17 protein-coding genes and 1 tRNA gene are annotated in these 23545 nt (G+C 71.1%); 16 read left to right on the top strand and 2 right to left on the bottom strand.

Features of this window, described 5'->3' with window-relative positions; translation table 11 throughout:
- Window positions 1-116: 116 nt before the first annotated feature.
- The 14 genes from nusG (at window position 117) to ACIPLC_RS00455 (ending at window position 17855) form a co-directional block, all read left to right on the top strand.
- The gene (gene nusG, locus ACIPLC_RS00520) at window positions 117-1016 is read left to right on the top strand and encodes a transcription termination/antitermination protein NusG (RefSeq protein ID WP_400469213.1); all 900 of its coding nucleotides are present in this window, start codon (window positions 117-119) and stop codon (window positions 1014-1016) included.
- A 165-nt stretch (window positions 1017-1181) separates the two neighbouring features.
- On the top strand, window positions 1182-1616 hold the full coding sequence (gene rplK, locus ACIPLC_RS00515; protein WP_063348931.1) for a 50S ribosomal protein L11: 435 nt from the start codon (window positions 1182-1184) through the stop codon (window positions 1614-1616).
- A 77-nt stretch (window positions 1617-1693) separates the two neighbouring features.
- Window positions 1694-2416, top strand: a complete 723-nt coding sequence (gene rplA, locus ACIPLC_RS00510; RefSeq protein WP_400469211.1) for a 50S ribosomal protein L1 — start codon at window positions 1694-1696, stop codon at window positions 2414-2416.
- 175 nt (window positions 2417-2591) lie between these two features.
- Window positions 2592-3377, top strand: coding sequence for a hypothetical protein (locus ACIPLC_RS00505; protein ID WP_400469209.1), 786 nt, complete (start codon window positions 2592-2594; stop codon window positions 3375-3377).
- 186 nt (window positions 3378-3563) lie between these two features.
- The gene (locus ACIPLC_RS00500; protein WP_400469206.1) at window positions 3564-4463 is read left to right on the top strand and encodes a hypothetical protein; all 900 of its coding nucleotides are present in this window, start codon (window positions 3564-3566) and stop codon (window positions 4461-4463) included.
- Between the two features lie 387 nt (window positions 4464-4850).
- Window positions 4851-5414: a 50S ribosomal protein L10 gene (gene rplJ / locus ACIPLC_RS00495; RefSeq protein WP_400469203.1), complete on the top strand. Its 564-nt coding sequence runs from the start codon at window positions 4851-4853 to the stop codon at window positions 5412-5414.
- 87 nt (window positions 5415-5501) lie between these two features.
- Window positions 5502-5885 carry a 50S ribosomal protein L7/L12 gene (rplL, locus tag ACIPLC_RS00490; RefSeq protein ID WP_400469200.1) on the top strand — a complete coding sequence of 128 codons (384 nt, stop codon included), beginning with the start codon at window positions 5502-5504 and terminating at the stop codon, window positions 5883-5885.
- A 710-nt stretch (window positions 5886-6595) separates the two neighbouring features.
- On the top strand, window positions 6596-10072 hold the full coding sequence (rpoB, locus tag ACIPLC_RS00485) for a DNA-directed RNA polymerase subunit beta (protein ID WP_400469197.1): 3477 nt from the start codon (window positions 6596-6598) through the stop codon (window positions 10070-10072).
- A gap of 98 nt (window positions 10073-10170) precedes the next feature.
- A complete protein-coding gene (locus ACIPLC_RS00480; RefSeq protein ID WP_400469194.1) occupies window positions 10171-14064 on the top strand; it encodes a DNA-directed RNA polymerase subunit beta' in 3894 nt (1297 codons plus the stop codon).
- Between the two features lie 121 nt (window positions 14065-14185).
- Window positions 14186-14259 (top strand) — tRNA-Met (locus ACIPLC_RS00475).
- A 178-nt stretch (window positions 14260-14437) separates the two neighbouring features.
- On the top strand, window positions 14438-15112 hold the full coding sequence (locus ACIPLC_RS00470) for a hypothetical protein (RefSeq protein ID WP_400469191.1): 675 nt from the start codon (window positions 14438-14440) through the stop codon (window positions 15110-15112).
- Between the two features lie 82 nt (window positions 15113-15194).
- Window positions 15195-16382: a sensor histidine kinase gene (locus ACIPLC_RS00465; RefSeq protein ID WP_400469188.1), complete on the top strand. Its 1188-nt coding sequence runs from the start codon at window positions 15195-15197 to the stop codon at window positions 16380-16382.
- On the top strand, window positions 16379-17059 hold the full coding sequence (locus ACIPLC_RS00460; RefSeq protein ID WP_400469185.1) for a response regulator: 681 nt from the start codon (window positions 16379-16381) through the stop codon (window positions 17057-17059). Before ACIPLC_RS00465 ends, ACIPLC_RS00460 begins: the two co-directional genes overlap by 4 nt.
- Window positions 17060-17231: 172 nt before the next feature.
- The gene (locus ACIPLC_RS00455) at window positions 17232-17855 is read left to right on the top strand and encodes a hypothetical protein (protein WP_400469182.1); all 624 of its coding nucleotides are present in this window, start codon (window positions 17232-17234) and stop codon (window positions 17853-17855) included.
- 64 nt (window positions 17856-17919) lie between these two features.
- Here ACIPLC_RS00455 and ACIPLC_RS00450 read toward each other — a convergent pair whose 3' ends face one another.
- Both ACIPLC_RS00450 and ACIPLC_RS00445 read right to left on the bottom strand, forming a co-directional pair.
- The gene (locus tag ACIPLC_RS00450; protein ID WP_400469179.1) at window positions 17920-19719 is read right to left on the bottom strand and encodes a hypothetical protein; all 1800 of its coding nucleotides are present in this window, start codon (window positions 19717-19719) and stop codon (window positions 17920-17922) included.
- On the bottom strand, window positions 19716-20780 hold the full coding sequence (locus ACIPLC_RS00445; RefSeq protein ID WP_400469176.1) for an ATP-binding protein: 1065 nt from the start codon (window positions 20778-20780) through the stop codon (window positions 19716-19718). The genes ACIPLC_RS00450 and ACIPLC_RS00445 overlap by 4 nt, the downstream gene beginning before the upstream one ends.
- Before the next feature lie 175 nt (window positions 20781-20955).
- On the opposite strand from ACIPLC_RS00445, the gene ACIPLC_RS00440 reads away from it, so the two are divergent.
- Together ACIPLC_RS00440 and ACIPLC_RS00435 are read left to right on the top strand one after the other, a co-directional pair.
- Window positions 20956-22170 (top strand): cytochrome P450, encoded by a 1215-nt coding sequence (locus tag ACIPLC_RS00440; protein ID WP_400469173.1) that lies wholly within the window; start codon window positions 20956-20958, stop codon window positions 22168-22170.
- 35 nt (window positions 22171-22205) lie between these two features.
- A complete protein-coding gene (locus tag ACIPLC_RS00435) occupies window positions 22206-23531 on the top strand; it encodes a serpin family protein (RefSeq protein ID WP_400469170.1) in 1326 nt (441 codons plus the stop codon).
- Window positions 23532-23545: the final 14 nt, after the last annotated feature.

Below are 23545 nucleotides of genomic sequence, written 5' to 3'. Positions count from 1 at the left end.
GACTCGGTACTGTTGAAGTCTCCGAGTCCTCTCCTGGCGCCCGCGCGAGCGGCAGCCCGCCGGAGCCGGCCCCGGAGCGCGCCACCTTCACCATCTCCAGGAAAGAAGCAGCCACCGTGTCTGAGTCCCCCCTGTACGACGCCGACGAGACCGTCCGCGAGGCGGATGTCGCCGCCGAGCTGGACGCGGCCGAGCTGGCTGACGAAGCCGAGTCCGCCGCGCAGATCGTTGACGCCGTGGACGGCGACGAGGACGAGGTCGAGGCGTACGACGAGGCCGAGGCCGGCGAGTCCGCCGAGGAGGCGGCGCTGCACGTGGAGGGCGACGTGGAGCCCGACGCCGAGGTCGACGCCGAGGAGACCGACGCCGAGGCTGAGACCGACGCCGAGGAGGCCGAGGAGGCCGTCGAGGTCGACCCGGTCGCCAAGTTCCGCGAGGACCTGCGCTTCATGCCGGGCGAGTGGTACGTGATCCACACCTACGCCGGCTACGAGAACCGGGTGAAGCAGAACCTGGAGCAGCGCGCCGTCTCGCTGAACGTCGAGGAGTACATCTTCCAGGCCGAGGTGCCGCAGGAGGAGGTCGTCCAGATCAAGAACGGCGACCGCAAGACCATCCGCCAGAACAAGCTCCCCGGCTACGTCCTGGTGCGCATGGACCTCACCCCCGAGTCCTGGGGCGTCGTGCGCAACACCCCCGGTGTCACCGGCTTCGTCGGCAACGCCTACGACCCGTACCCGCTGACCCTGGACGAGGTCGTCAAGATGCTCGCCCCGGACGTCGAGCGCCAGGCCGCCAAGGAGGCCGGCAAGCCCTCGCCGGTCAAGCCGAGCGAGATCCAGGTGCTGGACTTCGAGGTCGGCGACTCGGTCACCGTCACCGACGGCCCGTTCGCGACCCTGCAGGCGACCATCAACGAGATCAACCCCGACTCGAAGAAGGTCAAGGGTCTCGTCGAGATCTTCGGTCGGGAGACCCCGGTCGAGCTCTCCTTCGACCAGATCCAGAAGAACTAGTCCCACGGTCTTCGGATCCGGGGCGGGGCCGAGGGCCCTGCCCCGGATCCGTTTTGGTCCAGCGGCGCGAAGGCGTTAGCCTGGTTCGATGTGTGTGTTGGCGGCCGGGTGTCGCCCCGGTTCCGCACACACCAGCACTCACCTCTCGGAAGGACCCGGAGAGACATGCCTCCCAAGAAGAAGAAGGTCACGGGGCTTATCAAGCTCCAGATCAACGCCGGTGCGGCCAACCCGGCGCCGCCGGTCGGCCCCGCGCTGGGCCAGCACGGCGTCAACATCATGGAGTTCTGCAAGGCCTACAACGCTGCGACCGAGTCGCAGCGCGGCATGATCGTGCCGGTGGAGATCACGGTCTACGACGACCGTTCCTTCACCTTCATCACGAAGACGCCGCCGGCCGCGCGCCTCATCCTGAAGGCCGCGGGCGTGGACAAGGGCTCCAGCGAGCCGCACAAGACCAAGGTCGCCAAGCTCACCAGCGCCCAGGTCCGCGACATCGCCACCACCAAGATGCCCGACCTGAACGCCAACGACCTGGACGCGGCGGAGAAGATCATCGCCGGCACCGCCCGGTCGATGGGCATCACCGTCGAGGGCTGACCAGCCCTTCTTGTCCCTGTGGTAGGGCCTGCGCAGGCCCGTGATACCACGACTCCCATCACCATTCAGGAGCAGCAGTGAAGCGCAGCAAGGCTCTGAAGGCCGCGGACGCTCAGGTCGACCGCGACCGCCTTTACGCCCCCCTCGAGGCCATCCGCCTCGCCAAGGCGACCAGCACCACCAAGTTCGACGGCACCGTCGAGGTCGCCATGCGTCTGGGCGTCGACCCGCGCAAGGCCGACCAGATGGTCCGCAGCACCGTGATCCTCCCGCACGGCACCGGTAAGACCGCTCGGGTCCTGGTCTTCGCGACCGGTGACCGTGCCGAGGCCGCGCGTGCTGCGGGCGCCGACATCGTCGGCTCCGACGAGCTGATCGACGAGGTCGCCAAGGGCCGTCTGGACTTCGACGCCGTCGTCGCCACCCCGGACCTCATGGGCAAGGTCGGCCGCCTCGGCCGCGTGCTCGGTCCCCGTGGTCTGATGCCGAACCCGAAGACCGGCACCGTGACCCCGGACGTCGCCAAGGCTGTCAACGACATCAAGGGCGGCAAGATCGAGTTCCGCGTCGACAAGCACTCGAACCTGCACTTCATCATCGGTAAGGCCTCCTTCACCGACGAGCAGCTGGTCGAGAACTACGCCGCCGCGCTGGACGAGGTGCTCCGCGCCAAGCCGTCCGCCGCCAAGGGCCGTTACATCAAGAAGACGGCCATCAGCACCACCATCGGCCCCGGCATCCTCGTGGACCCGAACCGCACCCGCAACCTCCTCGTCGAGGAGGACCCGGCCGCGGTCTGAGCCGATCGGCTCTGAAGCAGTCAGTCCGCACGGCGGGCCCGTACCCCCTTCACCGGGGGTGCGGGCCCGCCGTCGTTTCCGGATCGGGACAGGGGCGGATGGGAACGGTTGCCCGACGCGTCGTACGCTCTGCCGGTCAGATCATGTGCAGAACGTGTGACCGTCGGAGCGTGCCGTGCCGCCCACCCTTCGCCCCGCCGCCGCGGTGGCCACCCTGCTGCTGATCGGTGCCACCACCGGGTGCAGCCTGCTGGCCGTCCCCGGGACCCGCACCCCCGGCGGTGACGCCCCGGCCGTGCCGCCCCGCCAGGTGGTGCTCGCCGCCGCCCAGGCGCTGGACGACGCCGGCGGCGCCCGGATCGACGTGGTCGAGGAGGGCCCGGCCGGCCGCCGCACCGCGAGCGGCACACTGACCTGGGGCGCCCGGGACGAGGCCGCGCTGACCGTCACCGACGAGCAGGGCACCGGGCAGCTGACCGTCCGGGACGGCGCACTCGACCTCGGCTACCCGGGAGCCCCGCCCAAGCACGCGGACCGGGACGGCGCCGAGTCGCTCGATCCGCGGGCGACCACCGGCCCGGGCGGCTACGCGGGTGGCTGGATGACCGGACTGGTCACCAACCCGGGCAGCCGCGCGTACGCGATCGCACAGACCGGGAAGCTCGGCTCGCTGGGCGGCGAGCAGTTGGCCGGGATGACCGTCGCGCACTACCAGGGCTCCGTGCCGGTGGCCGAATACTTCGGCGCCGACGGGGAGTTGACCCCCGCGCGGCTCGCCGTGGTGGTCGACTGGTACCGCCAGCGCGGGGTGGCGGCGATCGGCTACGACGTCTGGGTCGGGCCCGGCAAGCGGCTGCTGAGGCTGCGTGAGACGGCCCGGGGGAGTGCCGGTACCACGGTGACCACGACGGATGTCTCGGATCCCGGAGAAGGCGACGCGTCCCCTGCCGCGACCGGGTGACGGGAGGGGGCTGTCCGGTGCGTGGGGGGTCCGGCGATCCGGGTGCCGGATCCGGCTGACCCGGTGGAGCCGGCCGAGCCGGCGAAGCTCGGCGAGGGGGGCGCCACCGGCCGATCCGGGTCAGGGTGGCAAGGTGGCCGGAGCGAAAGCCGCCGAGGCGGCTCCGGGGCGAGAGAGGACCAGACGATGGCGGGACGACGGCGGTTGGCGGCGCTGGCCGCGGTCGTCCTGCTGGCGAGCGGGCTGGCCGGGTGCGGCGGGGGCGGCGGGGGCGGCGGGGGCGGCGGGGGCGGCGGGGGCGGCGGTGCGCCGTCCACGCCCTCCGGCAGCCCGAGCCCGACCAGTTCCTCGTCGACCGAGGCGGCCAAGCCCAGTGACCGCTCGCCGCACGGCGTCCTGCTCTCCGCGCAGCTGGCCATGCAGACCGCCCGCCGGGCCAAGGTCAGCTACCGGCTGGGGGCGGACGCCGGGGCCGGGCCGCTGTTCTGGCAGCCCAAGACGGCGCTCCAGATCAAGCGCTCCACCCCGGCCGACGCCGAGCAGCTGATCGTCGTGGACACCGTCGCCTACCAGGGCGGCGACGCCGCCACCGCGGCCCGCCAGGGCGGCCGGCACTGGGAGCGCTTCTCCGTCCCGCCGGACGCGGACGGCCACCGGGAGGTCCCGTACGCGGGGCTGATCGACCTGCTGAGCCCGGTCGAGGCGCTGGCCGCCGCCACCGCCGACGGGGTGGACCCCCGGTTCGTCGGTGAGGAGAAGTTCGACGACTCGACGGTCGAGCACTACCGGGTCACCACCACCGCAGAGCGCTACGCCGCCGCCCAGGCCCAGCTGACCCAGGCCCGCCGGGACGGCCTGCGGGCCGCGCTGGCCCCCGGCGGCTCGATCTCGCTCACCCTGGACCTCTGGCTCAACGACAAGGACCAGCTGGTCCGGCTCCAGCGCACCGGCAGCGGTGACAGCGGCCGGGCGGACGACTCGCTGCTCTACTCCGACTTCGCCGGCGCCCTGCTCTCGGTGCAGGCCCCGGCCGAGACGGACACCGTGGACACCGGCACCCGGACGGTCTCCCCGCTGGCCCGCTGAGCCCCGTCCGGTGCGGCCGGCCCCCGGTCCACCTCCGCCCGCCCCCGGCCGATGTCGGCTGCTCAGGGGCGATTTGCCCCGGACGGCCGAGTCCGGTTAGTGTTACCGAAGCCAAAGACCGCTGGTTGTCACCGCGCTCGCAAGGGTTCGGTGGCCGAAGGATCTGCGCTTCGTCGCAGGCAGCCCGCGCAGGTGTGTCTGGTGCTTCGACTTCCGGGTCCGCGTTCACGCGCATGCCCGTCGAGGTCGTTTCGAGCCCCGTGCGCCCTGCGCATCGGGGCTCATCTGCTTTCCGCAGGCTTTCCTTCCGTCCGGTTGGTTCGAGGCGTGAATGGTCGACTTTCGCGGTCGGCCGGACTTCGACATCACGGAAGGAGGCGTAAGCCTATGGCAAGGCCCGACAAGGCTGCCGCCGTCGCCGAGATCACGGACAAGTTCCGTGGCTCCTCCGCGGCGCTGCTGACCGAGTACCGCGGTCTCTCGGTGAAGCAGGTCAAGACCCTGCGTCGCTCGCTCGGCTCGAACGCCGAGTACGCCGTGGTGAAGAACACGCTGACCAAGATCGCGGCCAACGAGGCCGGGATTTCGGAGCTCGACGACCTGTTCAACGGTCCGACGGCTGTCGCCTTCGTCACCGGTGACCCGGTGGAGTCGGCGAAGGCTCTGCGTGACTTCGCCAAGGAGAACCCCGCTCTCATCATCAAGGGCGGTGTCCTTGACGGTAAGGCGCTGTCCGCCGATGAGATCAAGAAGCTCGCGGACCTCGAGTCCCGCGAGGTGCTGCTCGCCAAGCTGGCGGGTGCCCTGAAGGCCAAGCAGTCCCAGGCTGCCGCGCTCTTCCAGGCCCTGCCGTCGAAGCTCGTCCGCACTGTGGACGCGCTGCGCGACAAGGTCGAGCAGGGCGGTGCCGGTACGCCGGCTCCCGCCGCCGAGGACGCCGCCGCCGAGTAATCGGCAGGCTCACGCCTCGCTGCGGGCCCGTGCCCGCCCCACCCGTACATACGGCACCACCTGCCGATTTAGTGGAAGGACGCCATCATGGCGAAGCTGTCCCAGGACGAGCTGCTCGCGCAGTTCGAGGACCTCACCCTCATCGAGCTCGCTGGCTTCGTGAAGGCCTTCGAGGAGAAGTTCGACGTCACCGCCGCCGCCCCGGTCGCCGTTGCCACCGCCGGCGTTGCCGGCCCGGCCGCTGAGGCCGCTGAGGAGCAGGACGAGTTCGACGTCATCCTCGACGGTGCCGGCGACAAGAAGATCCAGGTCATCAAGGAGGTGCGCACCCTGACCTCCCTCGGCCTGAAGGAGGCCAAGGACCTCGTTGACACCGCTGGTGCCAAGGTCCTGGAGAAGGTTGCCAAGGACGTTGCCGAGAAGGCCAAGGCCGCCCTCGAGGGTGCCGGCGCCAAGGTCACCGTCAAGTGACTTCTCGCCCCCTCTGAGGGGGCCTGAAGCCGGGCCGATCACCCTTGTGGGTGGTCGGCCCGGCTTTTTCGTGTTTCCGGCCCTGGGCCGGTGCGCGGCCGGTGCGCGGCCGGGATGCGCCGGTGTGGCCGAGAGCCCACTCGGCAGCGTCGGTGCGGACGGGTATGGTGATCACCGTCATCGACGGTGGCCCCCACCACGGCTTCTGTAACGCCGGGGGGCGTCCGACCGATGGACGGGTCGAGGTCCGCACCGCCTGCGGGCCCTTGACGAACCCGGCGAGGCGCGCGATTCTCAAGGCGCGAGTCCGCCCGGTTGGTTTGCCTCTGGATGCATAACCAGTGGCTCAGGCGGGAAGTGACTCCACGTGAGTTATGGGGCCCGGGCAGTGCCCGGGCCGGTGCAGTACCCGGTGGGCGTTCGCGTCCGCCGGCTACCGGGAGGAGTCTCCGATTCGGTTTCCGAATCAGAGCTGGACAGCAGTGTGCCCTTTGGCTACACTGTCCCTTTGCGCTGCCTGTTAGCTGCTCCGTGACTCGTCGCCCGGAGTTTGCGTTGCCCTGAAGGGGTCTGGCATCGCCTCCGCAAAGCGGCTCTGACCTGGGTTTCGATCCCGGCGGAGGCCAGTGGCGAGGGAGGCGGGACCAAGCCCGTGAAGGCCCGGCTGGTACGCGCGTAGTGAGCTCCGAGCCCTCGGAAGGACCCCCCTCTTGGCCGCGCCGCGCAACGCCTCGAACAATTCCGCCGCATCCACCGCCCCTCTCCGCGTCTCCTTCGCGAAGATCAAGGAGCCCCTCGAGGTCCCGAACCTCCTGGCCCTGCAGACCGAGAGCTTTGACTGGCTGCTCGGCAATGCGGCCTGGAAGTCCCGGGTCGAGGAGGCGTTGGAGAACGGTCAGGACGTCCCCACCAAGTCTGGTCTGGAGGAGATCTTCGAGGAGATCTCCCCGATCGAGGACTTCAGCGGGTCGATGTCCCTGACCTTCCGCGACCACCGTTTCGAGCCGCCGAAGAACTCGATTGACGAGTGCAAGGACCGCGACTTCACGTTCGCGGCTCCGCTCTTCGTCACGGCCGAGTTCACCAACAACGAGACCGGTGAGATCAAGTCTCAGACGGTCTTCATGGGCGACTTCCCGCTCATGACCCACAAGGGCACGTTCGTGATCAACGGCACCGAGCGTGTCGTCGTGTCGCAGCTGGTCCGCTCCCCGGGTGTGTACTTCGACTCCACCCTGGACAAGGTGTCCGACAAGGACATCTACTCCTGCAAGGTCATCCCCTCGCGTGGTGCCTGGCTGGAGATGGAGATCGACAAGCGCGACATGGTCGGCGTCCGCATCGACCGCAAGCGCAAGCAGTCCGTCACCGTGCTGCTCAAGGCGCTCGGCTGGACCAACGAGATGATTCTCGAGGAGTTCGGCGAGTACGAGTCCATGCGCAACACCCTGGAGAAGGACCACACCCAGGGCCAGGACGACGCGCTGCTGGACATCTACCGCAAGCTGCGTCCCGGCGAGCCGCCGACGCGCGAGGCCGCGCAGACGCTTCTGGAGAACCTGTACTTCAACCCGAAGCGCTACGACCTCGCCAAGGTGGGCCGCTACAAGGTCAACCGGAAGCTGGGCAACGCCGAGTCGCTGGACTCCGGCGTGCTCACCGAGCCCGACATCATCGGTGCGATCAAGTACCTGGTGAAGCTGCACGCCGGTGAGACCGAGTGGAACGACCAGACCGGCCGCGACATCGTGGTCGAGGTCGACGACATCGACCACTTCGGCAACCGTCGCCTGCGCAACGTCGGCGAGCTCATCCAGAACCAGGTCCGTACGGGTCTCGCCCGCATGGAGCGCGTCGTGCGCGAGCGCATGACCACCCAGGACGTCGAGGCGATCACGCCGCAGACCCTGATCAACATCCGGCCGGTCGTCGCCTCCATCAAGGAGTTCTTCGGCACCAGCCAGCTGTCGCAGTTCATGGACCAGACGAACCCGCTGTCGGGCCTGACCCACAAGCGCCGTCTGTCCGCCCTCGGCCCCGGTGGTCTCTCCCGTGAGCGCGCCGGCTTCGAGGTCCGAGACGTGCACCCCTCGCACTACGGGCGCATGTGTCCGATCGAGACCCCCGAAGGCCCGAACATCGGTCTGATCGGGTCGCTGGCCTCGTACGGCCGGGTCAACGCCTTCGGCTTCATCGAGACCCCGTACCGCAAGGTCATCGAGGGTGTCGTCACGGAGCAGGTCGACTACCTCACGGCCGACGAGGAGGACCGCTACGTCATCGCGCAGGCCAACGCCCCGCTGACGGCGGAGCTGACCTTCGCCGAGCCGCGTGTCCTGGTCCGCCGCCGTGGCGGCGAGATCGACTACATCCCGGGCACCGAGATCGACTACATGGACGTCTCGCCGCGCCAGATGGTGTCGGTCGCGACCGCCATGATCCCGTTCCTCGAGCACGACGACGCCAACCGCGCGCTCATGGGCTCGAACATGATGCGCCAGGCGGTGCCGCTGCTGAAGAGCGAGGCTCCGCTGGTCGGTACCGGCATGGAGTACCGCTGCGCCGTCGACGCCGCGGACGTCATCACCGCCGAGAAGGCCGGTGTCGTCCAGGAGGTCTCGGCCGACTACGTCACCGTCGCCAACGACGACGGCACGTACACCACGTACCGCGCCGCCAAGTTCACCCGCTCGAACCAGGGCACCGCCTTCAACCAGAAGGTGCTCGTGGACGAGGGCGCCCGGGTCGAGTCCGGCCAGGTGCTGGCCGACGGCCCGTGCACCGACGAGGGCGAGATGGCCCTCGGCAAGAACCTGCTCGTGGCGTTCATGTCGTGGGAGGGTCACAACTACGAGGACGCGATCATCCTGTCGCAGCGCCTCGTGCAGGACGACGTCCTCTCCTCGATCCACATCGAGGAGCACGAGGTCGACGCCCGTGACACCAAGCTCGGCCCCGAGGAGATCACCCGGGACATCCCGAACGTCTCCGAGGAGGTCCTCGCCGACCTCGACGAGCGCGGCATCATCCGCATCGGCGCCGATGTCGTCACCGGCGACATCCTGGTCGGCAAGGTCACGCCCAAGGGCGAGACCGAGCTGACCCCGGAGGAGCGCCTGCTCCGCGCGATCTTCGGTGAGAAGGCCCGTGAGGTCCGCGACACCTCGCTGAAGGTGCCGCACGGTGAGTCCGGCAAGGTCATCGGCGTCCGCGTCTTCGACCGCGAAGAGGGCGACGAGCTGCCCCCGGGCGTGAACCAGCTGGTCCGCGTCTACGTGGCCCAGAAGCGCAAGATCACCAACGGTGACAAGCTCGCCGGCCGTCACGGCAACAAGGGCGTCATCTCGAAGATCCTGCCGGTCGAGGACATGCCGTTCCTGGAGGACGGCACCCCGGTCGACATCATCCTCAACCCGCTGGGTGTCCCGTCCCGAATGAACCCGGGGCAGGTCCTGGAGATCCACCTCGGGTGGCTCGCCAAGCAGGGTTGGGACGTCTCCGGCCTCGCCGACGAGTGGGCCCAGCGCCTGCAGGCGATCGGCGCCGACACCGTCCAGGGCGGCACCAACCTCGCCACCCCGGTCTTCGACGGCGCCCGCGAGGACGAGATCACCGGCCTGCTGGACAACACCACCCTCACCCGTGACGGTGAGCGCCTGGTGAACTCCACCGGCAAGGCCCGGCTGTTCGACGGCCGCTCCGGCGAGCCGTTCCCGATGCCGGTCTCGGTCGGCTACATGTACATCCTCAAGCTGCACCACCTGGTCGACGACAAGCTGCACGCCCGTTCGACCGGTCCGTACTCGATGATCACCCAGCAGCCGCTCGGTGGTAAGGCGCAGTTCGGTGGTCAGCGCTTCGGTGAGATGGAGGTGTGGGCCCTTGAGGCGTACGGCGCTGCTTACGCGCTGCAGGAGCTGCTCACCATCAAGTCCGACGACGTCCTCGGCCGTGTGAAGGTCTACGAGGCCATCGTCAAGGGCGAGAACATCCCCGAGCCCGGCATTCCCGAGTCCTTCAAGGTCCTCATCAAGGAAATGCAGTCGCTCTGCCTCAACGTGGAGGTGCTGTCCTCGGACGGCCAGTCCATCGAGATGCGGGACTCCGACGAGGACGTGTTCCGCGCCGCCGAGGAGCTCGGCATCGACCTGTCCCGGCGCGAGCCGAGCAGCGTCGAAGAGGTCTGACGGAGGTTGGGCCGGCTGCCCGAGCAGCCGGCCCGCCCCCAGGCCCCCCTCAGACCACATGAACGACTCTCGACTTACGAAAGAGGGCTTGACGACCAGTGCTTGACGTCAACTTCTTCGACGAGCTCCGCATCGGCCTGGCCACCGCCGACGACATCCGCCAGTGGTCGCACGGCGAGGTCAAGAAGCCGGAGACCATCAACTACCGCACCCTGAAGCCCGAAAAGGACGGACTCTTCTGCGAGAAGATCTTCGGCCCCACCCGGGACTGGGAGTGCTACTGCGGTAAGTACAAGCGCGTCCGCTTCAAGGGCATCATCTGTGAGCGCTGCGGCGTCGAGGTGACCCGCGCCAAGGTGCGCCGTGAGCGGATGGGCCACATCGAGCTGGCCGCCCCGGTCACCCACATCTGGTACTTCAAGGGCGTGCCGTCCCGCCTGGGCTACCTGCTCGACCTGGCGCCGAAGGACCTCGAGAAGGTCATCTACTTCGCCGCCTACATGATCACCTGGGTCGACGACGAGCGCCGCCAGCGCGACCTGCCGTCCCTGGAGGCGCACGTCTCGGTCGAGCGCCAGCAGATCGAGAACCGCCGCGACTCCGACCTCGAAGCCCGTGCCAAGAAGGCCGAGACCGACCTGGCCGAGCTGGAGGCCGAGGGCGCCAAGGCCGACGTGCGCCGCAAGGTGCGCGAGGGTGCCGAGCGCGAGATGAAGCAGCTGCGCGACCGCGCGCAGCGCGAGCTCGACCGCCTCGACGAGGTGTGGGCCCGCTTCAAGAACCTCAAGGTCCAGGACCTTGAGGGCGACGAGCTGCTCTACCGCGAGCTGCGCGACCGCTTCGGCACCTACTTCTCCGGCTCGATGGGCGCGGCGGCCCTCAAGGACCGCCTCGAGACCTTCGACCTGGCGGAGGAGTCCGAGCGCCTGCGCGAGATCATCCGCACCGGCAAGGGCCAGAAGAAGACCCGTGCGCTGAAGCGCCTCAAGGTCGTCTCCGCGTTCCTGCAGACCACCAACAAGCCCAACGGCATGGTGCTGGACTGCGTCCCGGTCATCCCGCCGGACCTGCGTCCGATGGTGCAGCTGGACGGTGGCCGCTTCGCGACCTCCGACCTGAACGACCTGTACCGCCGCGTGATCAACCGCAACAACCGCCTGAAGCGGCTTCTCGACCTCGGCGCGCCCGAGATCATCGTGAACAACGAGAAGCGCATGCTCCAGGAGGCCGTCGACGCCCTGTTCGACAACGGCCGTCGCGGCCGTCCGGTCACCGGCCCGGGCAACCGCCCGCTGAAGTCCCTCAGCGACATGCTGAAGGGCAAGCAGGGTCGTTTCCGTCAGAACCTGCTCGGCAAGCGCGTCGACTACTCGGCCCGTTCGGTCATCGTCGTCGGCCCGCAGCTCAAGCTGCACCAGTGCGGTCTGCCCAAGGCCATGGCGCTGGAGCTCTTCAAGCCGTTCGTGATGAAGCGCCTGGTCGACCTGAACCACGCGCAGAACATCAAGTCGGCCAAGCGCATGGTCGAGCGGGCCCGCCCGGTCGTGTGGGACGTGCTCGAAGAGGTCATCGCCGAGCACCCCGTCCTGCTGAACCGTGCGCCCACCCTGCACCGCCTCGGCATCCAGGCCTTCGAGCCGCAGCTGGTCGAGGGCAAGGCCATCCAGATCCACCCGCTCGTCTGCACCGCGTTCAACGCGGACTTCGACGGTGACCAGATGGCCGTCCACCTGCCGCTCTCCGCGGAGGCGCAGGCCGAGGCCCGCATCCTGATGCTGTCCTCGAACAACATCCTGAAGCCGGCCGACGGTCGCCCCGTCACCATGCCGACCCAGGACATGGTGCTCGGTCTGTTCTTCCTGACCTCGGACCGCGACAACGTGAAGGGCGCCGGTCGCACCTTCTCGTCGACCGCCGAGGCGATCATGGCCTTCGACGCCCGCGACCTGGACGTCCAGGCCCCGATCGAGCTGCGCCTGCCGGCCGGCACCGTCCCGCCGCGCGGCTGGACCCCGCCGGTGGATGAGGACGGCCAGTCGACCTGGTTCGACGGCGAGCCGTTCCGCCTGACCACCACCCTGGGCCGCGCGCTCTTCAACGAGCTGCTGCCCGAGGACTACCCGTTCGTCGACTACGAGGTGGGCAAGAAGCAGCTCTCCGCGATCGTCAACGACCTGGCGGAGCGCTACCCCAAGGTCGTCGTCGCGGCGACCCTGGACAACCTGAAGGCGTCCGGTTTCCACTGGTCGACCCGCTCGGGCGTCACCGTCTCGATCTCCGACGTCGTCGTCCCGCCGAACAAGCCCCAGATCCTGGAGGGCTACGAGGCGAAGGCGGAGAAGGTCCAGCGTCAGTACGAGCGCGGCCTGATCACCAACGACGAGCGCAAGCAGGAGCTCATCGGCATCTGGACCCAGGCGACCAACGAGGTCGCCGAGGCCATGAACGAGAACTTCCCGAAGACGAACCCCATCTTCATGATGGTCGACTCGGGTGCTCGTGGAAACATGATGCAGATGCGCCAGATCGCCGGTATGCGTGGTCTGGTGTCGAACGCCAAGAACGAGACCATCCCGCGACCCATCAAGGCGTCGTTCCGTGAGGGTCTCACCGTGCTGGAGTACTTCATCTCCACCCACGGTGCCCGTAAGGGTCTGGCGGACACCGCCCTCCGTACCGCCGACTCCGGCTACCTCACCCGTCGTCTGGTCGACGTCTCCCAGGACGTCATCATTCGCGAGGAGGACTGCGGCACCGAGCGCGGCCTGAAGCTGGCGATCGGCTCCGTGGGTGCGGACGGCGTGCTGCGCAAGGCCGACGACGTCGAGACCAGCGTGTACGCCCGCATGCTCGCCGAGGACATCACGGTGGACGGCAAGCTCCTTGCCACCGCCAACACCGACCTCGGTGACGTGCTGATCGACGAGCTGATCCGCCACGGCATCGGCGAGGTCAAGACCCGCTCGATCCTGACCTGTGAGTCGGCCGTCGGCACCTGCGCCATGTGCTACGGGCGCTCGCTGGCCACCGGCAAGCTGGTCGACATCGGTGAGGCGGTCGGCATCATCGCCGCCCAGTCCATCGGTGAGCCCGGTACCCAGCTGACGATGCGTACCTTCCACACCGGTGGTGTGGCCGGTGACGACATCACCCAGGGTCTGCCGCGTGTCGTCGAGCTCTTCGAGGCCCGTACCCCCAAGGGTGTGGCCCCGATCTCGGAGGCCACCGGCCGGGCGCGGATCGAGGACACCGAGAAGACCCGCAAGATCGTCATCACCCCGGACGACGGCAGCGAGGAGATCGCTTACCCGGTCTCCAAGCGTGTGAAGCTGCTGGTCGGCGAGGGCGAGGCGGTCGAGGTCGGCCAGAAGCTGACCATGGGTGCCACCAACCCGCACGACGTCCTGCGCATCATGGGCCAGCGTGCCGTCCAGATCCACCTGGTCGCCGAGGTCCAGAAGGTCTACAACTCGCAGGGCGTGTCGATCCACGACAAGCACATCGAGATCATCATCCGGCAGATGCTCCGCCGCGTGACGATCATCGAGTCGGGCGACGCCGAGCTGCTCCCGGGCGAGCTCGTCGAGCGCGGCCGCTTCGAGACGGAGAACCGTCGCGTGGTCTCCGAGGGCGGTCACCCCGCCTCCGGCCGTCCGCAGCTGATGGGTATCACCAAGGCCTCGCTGGCCACCGAGTCCTGGCTGTCGGCCGCCTCCTTCCAGGAGACGACCCGGGTCCTCACCGACGCGGCGATCCACGCCAAGTCGGACCCGCTGCTGGGCCTCAAGGAGAACGTCATCCTCGGTAAGCTCATCCCGGCCGGTACGGGCCTGCCCCGTTACCGCAACATCCGGGTCGAGCCGACCGAGGAGGCCAAGGCCGCGATGTACTCGGCCGTCGGCTACGACGACTACGACCTGTCGCCCTTCGGCGCCGGCTCCGGCCAGGCGGTCCCGCTGGACGACTACGACTACGGCCCGTACACCGGCTGAGTCCGACGTTCGGCTGTCAGGGCGGTCACCCCTCGCGGGGTGGCCGCCCTGCGGCGTTTCCGGGGCCGGAGGAAGGCGATTAGGTTCCCTGACGGAAGTCGCGTAGAGTCGTGTTCACCGACGCGGGGTGGAGCAGCTCGGTAGCTCGCTGGGCTCATAACCCAGAGGTCGCAGGTTCAAATCCTGTCCCCGCTACTCAGTAGCAACGAAGGGCCCGGAGGCATCAAGCCTCCGGGCCCTTCGTCGTTCCCGGAGCGGTGCCTCCCTCGTGCGGGGGAGGGGCGGGAACCGCTCCGGTGGGGGAGGCGGGGGAGGGGGCGGCCGGGGGAGGCTTCGCGGGTCAGGACGACGGGGCTTTCGAAGGGGGCCGGGCATGAAGCGGGTACTGGGCGCGGTGGCGATGACGGGGGCGGTGCTGGTCGGGACGTCCGCCTGCCTGCCCTTCGGGGACGACCAGGAGCACCGGACGGTGGGCTACGGGGTGCCGGAGCCGGTCAGGGAGCTGGTGGTCGAGGCGCACACCGGCGGGATCGTGGTGACCGGCGGCGGCGACGCGGTGCACGTGGTCGAGGAGCAGAACTACCGGGGCGAGGCGCCACGGACCACGCACGAGGTGAAGGACGGCGTGCTGCGGCTGACGTACGACTGCCGGGGCTGCGGCGTCGGGTACACCGTGCAGGTGCCGGCCGGGACGAAGGTGCGGGTGAACCAGGAGACCGGCGGGGTGCGGCTGGTCGGGCTGGCCGCCGAGGTGGAGGCCACGGTGGACACCGGCGGGGTCGAGGCCACCCGGCTGACCTCGCGGAACGTCCGGCTGAGCACCCGGACCGGCGGGGTGCGGGCCGACTTCGCGGCGGCGCCCGTGAAGGTGGAGGCGAAGGCGGAGACCGGCGGGGTGCGGGTCAGGGTGCCGGCCGGGGAGGCGTACGCGGTGGACGCGCACGCCGGGGCCGGCGGGGTGGAGGTCGGCATCCCCTCGCAGCCGGGGGCGGCGCGCAGCATCACGGCGCGCACGGACGCCGGCGGAGTGTCGGTCGACGGTGTCTGACCGGGCCGTTCCCGAGGTCCTGCCGGTAGGGCATGATCTTCTCCGCGGGGGCGGCGCCCCCGGTCACGGGGGAGGGGCGGCGGTGGTGCGAGCGGTGCGCTGGCGGGGCTGGTCGGCCGGGCTGAGTCCGTACGTGCTGGACTCGCTGCTGGCCGTGGCGTCGGCCGGGATCTCGCTCTGGGCGGTCTACCACGACGACCGGGCCTGGCCGTGGTGGGTCCACCTGATCGCGGTGTCCACCGCGCTGTCGCTGCCCTGGCGGCGCCGGGCGCCGCTGGCCGCGCTGGCGGCGGGCAGCGTGGCCTTCACGGTGCTGTCCGTGGTGGCGCACTCGGCGAACCCGCAGGTGCCGTTGGCCGGTGTGATCGGCATCTACACGGTGGCGGAGCGCTCCCCGGACCGGCAGCGCTGGACGGTGCTGGCGGTGGTGGTGGTCGCCAACGTGATCGGCACCCACTCGCCGAACGGCATGCTGTTCAGCCTGCTCACCTCGGTCGGCTCGTTCGTCTTCGGCTCGCTGGTGCGCGCCCAGCGGCGGCTGACCCGGCTGGAGGCCGAGCGGGCCCGCGAGGCCGGGGAGCGGGCGGCCAGCGAGGCGGGTCGCGCGGTGGCGGAGGAGCGGGCCCGGATCGCCCGGGAGATGCACGACATCCTGGCGCACGCCGTCTCGCTGATGATCATCCAGGCCGAGGCCGGGCCGCTGGTGGTGCACGCCGACCCGGACCGGGCGATCCGCGCCTTCGACACCATCGCCGACGCGGGCCGCGACGCGATGGTCCAGCTGCGGCGCGTCCTCGGGGTGTTGAAGGAGGAGGGGGCCGGCCCTGAACTGGCCCCGCAGCCCAGGCTGGCCGAACTCGCCGACGTGGCCGAGCGGGTGCGCCGGGCCGGACCGGTGGTGGAGCTCGAACTGGCCGACGGGCTGGGCGCGGTGCCCGCCGACCTTCAGGCCGCGGCGTACCGGATCGTGCAGGAGGCGCTGACCAACACGGTCAAGCACTCCGGCGCCGACCGGGTGGCGGTCCGGGTGCGGCGGACCGGGGACGCCGTGGAGGTCGTGGTGTCCGACAACGGGCGCGGGCTGCCGGTGACCGCCGGCGGCGCGGTGAGCGGTTGGTCCGGCGGCCGCGGGCTGGTCGGCATCCGGGAGCGGGCGGCGGCCTGCGGCGGGCGGGCCGAGGCCGGGCCCGGACCGGAGGGCAAGGGCTTCCTGGTGAGTGCCCGGCTGCCGTTGGGGGTGGCGGGCGTGGTGGAGAAGGTGGGCGGATGAAGCCGATTCGGGTGGTCGTCGCGGACGACCAGGAGCTGGTGCGGGCGGGGTTCGGGATGATCCTGGACGCGCAGCCCGACATCGAGGTGGTGGCCGAGGCCTGCGACGGCGCCGAGGCGGTCGAGGCGGTCCGCACCCACGGCCCGGACGTCCTGCTGCTGGACGTCCGGATGCCGGTCATGGACGGGTTGGAGGCGGCCCGCCGGGTCTGCGCCGAGTTCCCGTCCACCAAGGTGATCATGCTGACCACCTTCGACGCCGACGACTACGTCTTCGACGCGCTGTACGCGGGCGCCAGCGGCTTCCTGCTCAAGGACGTCCGGCGGGACGACCTGGCGCACGGGGTGCGGATGGTGGCCTCCGGGGAGGCGCTGCTCGCGCCCTCGGTGACCAGGCGGCTGATCGGCGAGTTCGCCGCCCGCCGCCCGGGCTCGCCCGAGCGGGCGGTGCGGCCGCCGTCCAAGCTGCTGGAGCAGCTCACCCTGCGCGAGCAGGAGACCCTGCGGCTGCTGGCGCGCGGGCTCTCCAACGCGGAGATCGCGGCCGAGCTGGTGGTCAGCGAGCACACGGTGAAGACGCACGTCAGCAATGTGCTGAGCAAGCTGGGGCTGCGGGACCGGGTGCACGCGGTGGTGTTCGCGTACGAGGCGGGCGCGGTGGTGGCGGGGGAGGCGTAGGGCCCGTCGCGCAGGCCCGTGGCGGGGCTCCTCCGCGTGGGGGAGGCCTGAGCCGGGCTCCCTCCTGCGGGGGAGGCGGCCGGTTCGCCGGTGCGGGCGATCCGCGACGAGGGGTGCGGCGGACAGCATCTGTGGTGTCGGAACGGACCACGGACTCCGCAGGGGAACGCAGATGAACACCACCCGCACCACCACTCGCACCACCCGCCGCACCGCCTACGCCGTCGTCGGCGCCCCCGCCCTGATGGCCCTCTACGGCGGGATCCGGCTGGTCCCCGGCTCCCGGGAGCCGGGCCTCGGCTGGACGGTCGGCCACACCGCGATGTTCGCTGGGCTGCTGCTGTTCGCCCCGGTCCTGCTCGCCCTGCGCGGGCGGCTCGCCCCGCGCGGCACCACGGCCGGGCGGCTCGCGGCCGGCGCCGCGCTGGGGACGGCGTTCGCCGGCCTGGCGGCCTCGTTGGTGCAGATCGGGATCGACCTGTGCGTCGGCCTGGTCGCGGCGGACAAGGCCGAGCAGTCACGGCTGTTCGACCGCGTCCAGGGCGTCCCCGGGGTGCTGCCGGCCGTCTACCAGATCGGCCCGCTGCTGTTCTACGTCGGCCTGCTGGCCCTGCTGGTCGCCGCCGCGGTGGGCGCGGCCCGGACGCTGCCCTGGTGGAGCCCGGTGCTGATGCTGGTCGGCACGGCCGCCTCGGGGGTCGACCTGGCGCTGATCCCGGTGGCCGCCGTCTGCTACCTGGCGGCGCTGGCTCCGCTGGTCCGCCGCTCCGCCGGGCCCCGCCCGGCACTGGCCTGACCGGGCGGGACGGACGGGCGGGACGGAGGGGCGGCCGCTCCCGCAGGGGAGGAGCGGGCGTCCGTCAGCTCATCCGGAAGACCGGCCCGCGCGGGGTGAACGGCAGCCCGGAGCCCCGGGGGACGAGGAAGGCGTGCTCGCGGCGCACCCGCAGCACGTCGCACTCGCCGTCGGTGATCACCAGCACGGGCGCCCCGCGTGGGAAGTCCTCGGCCCGCTCCAGCAGGTCGACGCCCGGCTGCAGCACGGTGCCGCCGCGCCCGCGCACCCGCACCCGGCCGGCGATCTCGCCGACCGGGACGTACCCGGCGTCGTGCGGCGCGGCGTCGCAGTGCACCACCCGGGCCGCGGGCACGTCCCGGGCGGCCGCGTACGAGGCGATCGCGCCGAGCGCCTTGCCGAGCAGCACCCGGCTCATCGAGCCGGAGGTGTCCAGGACGACGCCGAAGGTGCAGCGCGGCACCTCCTCGGGTGGGTGGTAGCGGCCGGCCCGCGGGATGTCCGGGGTGGCGGACTGCCGGCGGGCCGGGCGGGAGTAGCTGCGGACCGGCTCCGGGCGGGGCACGAACTCGTCGAACCAGCGGGCCAGCCGGGCGTCCCAGGGCAGCGGCGGGTGGGCGAGGGCGCGGATCTCCTCGACCAGCCCGGCGGGCAGCAGTCCGCGTTCGCGCTGGTGCAGCTCGAAGCCCTGCTGGAGGCCGCGCCGGTAGAAGTCGTCGAGGTCCACGTAGTCGCGCGGGCCGCGGTCCAGCGGTGCGCCGAGGACGTCCGGGCGGTTCTTGCCGGCCAGGGTGGCGAGCCGGCGGATGCGGCGCTCGTCGCGGACGATCCGGTCGTACACCTCCTCGGCCGACAGCCCCTTCAGCTGCGGATCGTGCAGCAGGCCCTCCGGCATGTCGCCGACGCCCATCTCCAGCAGCCAGCCGTTGATGACGTAGTCGGCGGCGACGTTGAACAGGAACGGGTCCCGGCCGCCGCGGCGCTCGCCGTGCCGCAGGGCGGCGTGCAGCATCTCGTGGCCGAGGATGAACCGCCACTCCTCGTCGGTGTGCTGGCGCAGCGGGTTGATGTAGATCTCGCCGGCCTCGGCGTTGACGGCGGCGATGGCGATGTCGTGGGCGCGGGCCAGTTCGGCGTCGGCGACGACGGTGAGGCCCGCCGCGATACCGCCGAGCAGCGGGTAGGAGGAGACGAACCAGCCGAGCGCCTTGGTCCACGGCCGTACGGGCAGGCGCTCGCCGGTCTGCTGGTCGATCCGGCCGCCGGCCCGGTCCATCGCGGCGGACATGGTGCGGGTGAGCGCGGCGGCGAAGGCCGCCGACCAGTCCTTCGGGGTGTAGCCGTGGCTCTGCCACTCGACCAGCAGCTGGTCGTGGTCCGCGGCGCCGGCCGTCCCGGAGTCGGCGGGCGGCAGGCCGTCGCGGCGCCAGCGGGCGGCCAGCTCCTCCTCGTCGCCGCCCGGGTACTCCTGCGGGAGGGCGACCGGGGGGCGGCCGACCGGGAAGGTCGCGAGGAAACGGTTCACCACCGCGCAGCGGGCCGCCTCCTCGTAGGCGTCCGGCTGGACCCGGGCACCCCGGGCGGCCGGGACGTGGCCGAAACCCAGGTGCAGCAGGCAGTGCGCCAGCACCCAGGCCCACTCCTCGGGCTCGGCCCGGCGGCGCGGGTTGACGTGCACGGTGCCGTCGGAGTCGACCACCGCCCAGCCGCCGGGCGGCGCCAGCCCGCAGTCGTCGCGGCGGCAGAAGTCGGCGGGCAGGGCGGCGAAGGCCGGGTTCAGGCGCAGCAGCCGCACCCCCTCGGCGAAGACCTCCGCGCCCGGGTCCGGCTTCTTCGCACCCTTCTGGGCGGCGGGAGGACTCACCGGCGGGCCTCGACCAGCCGGGGCATGTCCCGGGCCGCCTCGATCAGGAACCAGGACGGCAGCACCGGATTGCCGTCCGCGCCGTCGGCGATCACCGTCTGGGCGACCTCCACCGAGATCTCGGCCAGCTGCACCAGCAGCGACTTGGCCCGGAAGGCGGTCTGCCGCTGCGCCCCGGAGGCGTGCTCCTTGCTGGCCGGCAGGTCCTTGACCAGGCGGCCGCGGAAGGCGTCGGCCAGGTAGTAGAGCAGGTCGCGGTCCTCCAGCCGGTGCGGCCAGCGGGCGTCGCCCTTGAGGATCGCCTCCAGGCCGTACGCGTTGCGGACGATCTTCGCGTAGCCGCAGAAGGCGATCGCGTGCTGCGGGGTGAGCAGCCCGTACGCGAGCACCTTGAGGGTCTCCTCGTCCAGGGTGGGGCCGAAGGAGTGCAGCGCGTCGGAGAGCATGTGCCAGGCGCGCGGGGTGGAGAACGGCTCCTCGGTCTTCGGCGGGGCGGACCACAGGTGGTCGGGCCGGTCGGTGACGTAGTCGATGACCCAGGGGTGGATGCCGGCGCCGGCCGCCCAGCGCAGCCAGTCCGCGGCACTGGCCCGCAGGTGCACGTGGACCATGCGGTTGACCAGCGCGGACGCCATCGGGCGGGCGAGCGCGCCGTCGGTGGCGCGGTTCCCGGCGCCGATCACGATCGAACCGGGCGGCAGCTCGTACGAGCCGATCCGGCGGTCCAGGATCAGCGAGTAGAACGCCTTCTGGACGTCCGGGGTCGCCGCGTTGAGCTCGTCCAGGAACAGGCAGTACGGCTCGTCGCGGGCGATCTGCTCGGGCGGGCAGAACCGGGAACGACCCTCCGGGGTGAGCTGCGGGACGCCGATCAGGTCCTCCGGGGCGAGCTGGGTGCCGACCAGGCTCACGCACTCCAGGCCGAGCGACTCGGCGAACTCCCGCACCAGCGAGGACTTTCCGATTCCGGGCGCGCCCCAGAGGAACACCGGCCGGACGGTGGCCAGCCCGAGCAGCAACTCGGGTATCTGGGCGGGCGAGACGCTGACTGCTCCCTGCACGGGGCTCCTTGGCGAGTGGTGGGGTGACCGGCCCAGTGTGCGGCGGGAGTTGACGCGGCGCACCCGGATTTCCGGACGGTCGCCGGAAGGCCTGGGAAAAGGGGCTTAAAACGGGTGAACCGCATGCGTACGATGATCCTCCCGGCTCCCCCTCACAGCCTGGAGTGATCGACCGATGACGACGACGGCGAAGTTCGACCCCTGGTCGGCGGCGTTCGTGGCCCACCCGTACGACGCGTACGCCGAACTGCGCGAGCACGCGCCGGTGACGTACTTCGAGCCGACCGGGCAGTGGCTCGTCTCGCGCCACGAGGACGTCAGCGCGCTGCTGCGCGACCGGCGGCTCGGCCGCACCTACACCCACCGCTTCAGCCACCAGGAGTTCGGCCGGCCCGAACCCGACCCGGCGCACGAGCCCTTCCACACCCTCAACGACTTCGGGCTGCTCGACCTGGAGGCCCCCGACCACACCCGGATCCGCCGGCTGGTCTCCAAGGCCTTCACCCCGCGCATGGTCGAGGGCCTGCGGCCGACCGTCCAGCGGCTGGCCGGGGAACTCGTCGACGACCTGCTCGCGGCCGGCGGCGGTGACCTGATCGCCACCGTCGCCGAGCCGCTGCCGGTCGCCGTGATCGCCGAGATGCTCGGCGTGCCGGAGGGCGACCGGCACCTGCTGCGGCCCTGGTCCGCCGACATCACCGGCATGTACGAGCTCAACCCGACCGAGGAGGCCGCCCGCCGGGCCGTCACCGCGAGCACCGAGTTCTCCGACTACCTGCGCGCCCTCATCCGCGAACGCCGCACCGCCCCCGGCACCGACCTGATCAGCGCGCTGATCCAGGCCCAGGAGGGCTCCGACGCGCTCAGCGAGCAGGAGATGATCTCCACCTGCGTGCTGCTGCTCAACGCCGGCCACGAGGCGACCGTCAACACCACCGGCAACGGCTGGTGGGCGCTGTTCCGCGACCCCGGCGAACTCGCCCGGCTGCGCGGCGCGACCGACGCGCTCCTGCCCACCGCCGTCGAGGAACTGATGCGCTGGGACACCCCGCTGCAACTTTTCGAACGGTGGGTCCTGGAGGACATCGAGCTGCGCGGCGTCACCATCCCGCGCGGCTCCGAGGTCGCCCTCCTCTTCGGCTCCGCCAACCGCGACCCCGAGCGCTTCACCGACCCCGACCGCCTCGACCTCGGCCGCACCGACAACCCCCACATCACCTTCGGCGCCGGAATCCACTTCTGCCTCGGCGCCCCGCTTGCCAGACTGGAGCTCACCGAGTCCTACGGCGCCCTCCTGCGCCGGGCCCCCGGGCTGCGACTCGTTCGCGAGCCCGAGTGGAACCCGGGCTACGTGATCCGGGGCCTCGAGGAACTGGTGGTCGAGGTCTAGGGGAACCGGGTTCGGGGGTGGTGCGTCGAAGGGCCATGACGAAGCGCAGCACCGTAGGGCATCACCGCTCCCGCCGTCGGGTGGGGCTGCTCCTCGCGGCCGGGTTGGCTGCCGGCCCGGCGCTGGCCGGGTGCGGGAGTACGGCGGCCGATGGGCCCGTGGTGGTGCGGGCCACGGGGTCGGCCAGCCGGGCGGCGGTGGATCCGGGGCAGGTGGCGGCGGTGGCGGCCGGGACCAGCGCCTTCGGGCTGGACCTGCTGCACGCGCTGACCGCGACGCCGGACGGGGCGGGGCGCAACGTCGTGGTCTCGCCGGCCGGGTTGGCGAGCGTGCTCGGGATGCTGTTGCCGGGCGCGCGCGGCACCACCGCCGAGGAACTGGCCAAGGCCCTGCACACCGGGCTCGACCCGCGAGAGTACGCCCTCGCCGTCGGCGCGCCGGGCCACGGGGCCCAGGCCGGCGGCCAGGTCGTCCTGCGCCGGTCCGACGACCTGTGGACGCAGCAGGGCCTGACCGTCGCCCCGGAGTACCTGGACACGCTCGCCGCCGCCTTCGACGCCGGCGTGCACCCCGTCGACTTCGCCAAGGACCCGGCCGGCGCCCGCAGGAGCATCAACGCGGCGGTGGAGAAGGCCACCGAGGGCCGGATCAAGGAGCTCTTCGGCCCGCAGCAGATCACCGCCGACACCCGGCTGGCACTCACCGACGCGCTCTACCTGAAGGCGGCGTGGGCCTCCGGGTTCAAGCCCGCGAACACCTCCGAGCGCCCGTTCCGCCGGCTGGACGGCTCCACCCCGTCGGTGAGCACGATGAGCCGTACCGGCACCCTCCGGTACGCCGAGGGCTCCGGCGGCATCGTCGGCGAGCCCTGGCAGGCCGTCGAACTCCCTTACGCGGGAGGCGGGTTGGCGATGGACCTGATCGTCCCCGCGCAGGGCGGGTACGCGGCCTTCAGCAAGGGCCTGGACCAGGCCCAGCTCGACCGGATCCTCGGCGGGCTCGGTGAGCGGTCCGTCGACCTCACCCTGCCCCGGTTCCACTTCGACACGGCCAACGACCTCGTCCCCGCCCTGCGCTCACTCGGCGTCAAGGCGGCCTTCGACGCGCCCGACTTCACCGGCATCACCGCCAAGGAGCCGCTCGGTCTGGGCGCGGTGGTGCAGAAGGCCGCCGTCGAGGTGAACGAGGACGGTACGGTCGCGGCGGCCGGCAGCGGCGCCGGGGTGGCGGCGATGGCGGCGCCGGCCGCGCCGGAGTCCGTCCAGCTGCACATCGACCGGCCGTTCCTGTTCCTGATCCGGGACACCGTCGACGGGCGGCCGCTGTTCCTCGGCCAGGTCACCGACCCGCAGGCGCCCTGAGCCGCCCCACCGGC

It is taken from the genome of Kitasatospora sp. NPDC086801 (assembly GCF_044745805.1).
In the GTDB taxonomy this organism is placed as follows: Bacteria; Actinomycetota; Actinomycetes; order Streptomycetales; family Streptomycetaceae; genus Kitasatospora.
Note: the sequence above shows the minus strand (reverse complement) of the source record. Positions and strands in the feature narration are given on the sequence as shown.

Coding starts and splice junctions, on each gene's coding strand:
- rplK (WP_063348931.1), top strand. CDS start 1,182: ATGCCTCCCAAGAAGAAGAAGGTCACGGGGCTTATCAAGCTCCAGATC.
- ACIPLC_RS00500 (WP_400469206.1), top strand. CDS start 3,564: ATGGCGGGACGACGGCGGTTGGCGGCGCTGGCCGCGGTCGTCCTGCTG.
- rplJ (WP_400469203.1), top strand. CDS start 4,851: ATGGCAAGGCCCGACAAGGCTGCCGCCGTCGCCGAGATCACGGACAAG.
- rplL (WP_400469200.1), top strand. CDS start 5,502: ATGGCGAAGCTGTCCCAGGACGAGCTGCTCGCGCAGTTCGAGGACCTC.
- ACIPLC_RS00470 (WP_400469191.1), top strand. CDS start 14,438: ATGAAGCGGGTACTGGGCGCGGTGGCGATGACGGGGGCGGTGCTGGTC.
- ACIPLC_RS00460 (WP_400469185.1), top strand. CDS start 16,379: ATGAAGCCGATTCGGGTGGTCGTCGCGGACGACCAGGAGCTGGTGCGG.
- ACIPLC_RS00455 (WP_400469182.1), top strand. CDS start 17,232: ATGAACACCACCCGCACCACCACTCGCACCACCCGCCGCACCGCCTAC.
- ACIPLC_RS00440 (WP_400469173.1), top strand. CDS start 20,956: ATGACGACGACGGCGAAGTTCGACCCCTGGTCGGCGGCGTTCGTGGCC.
- ACIPLC_RS00435 (WP_400469170.1), top strand. CDS start 22,206: ATGACGAAGCGCAGCACCGTAGGGCATCACCGCTCCCGCCGTCGGGTG.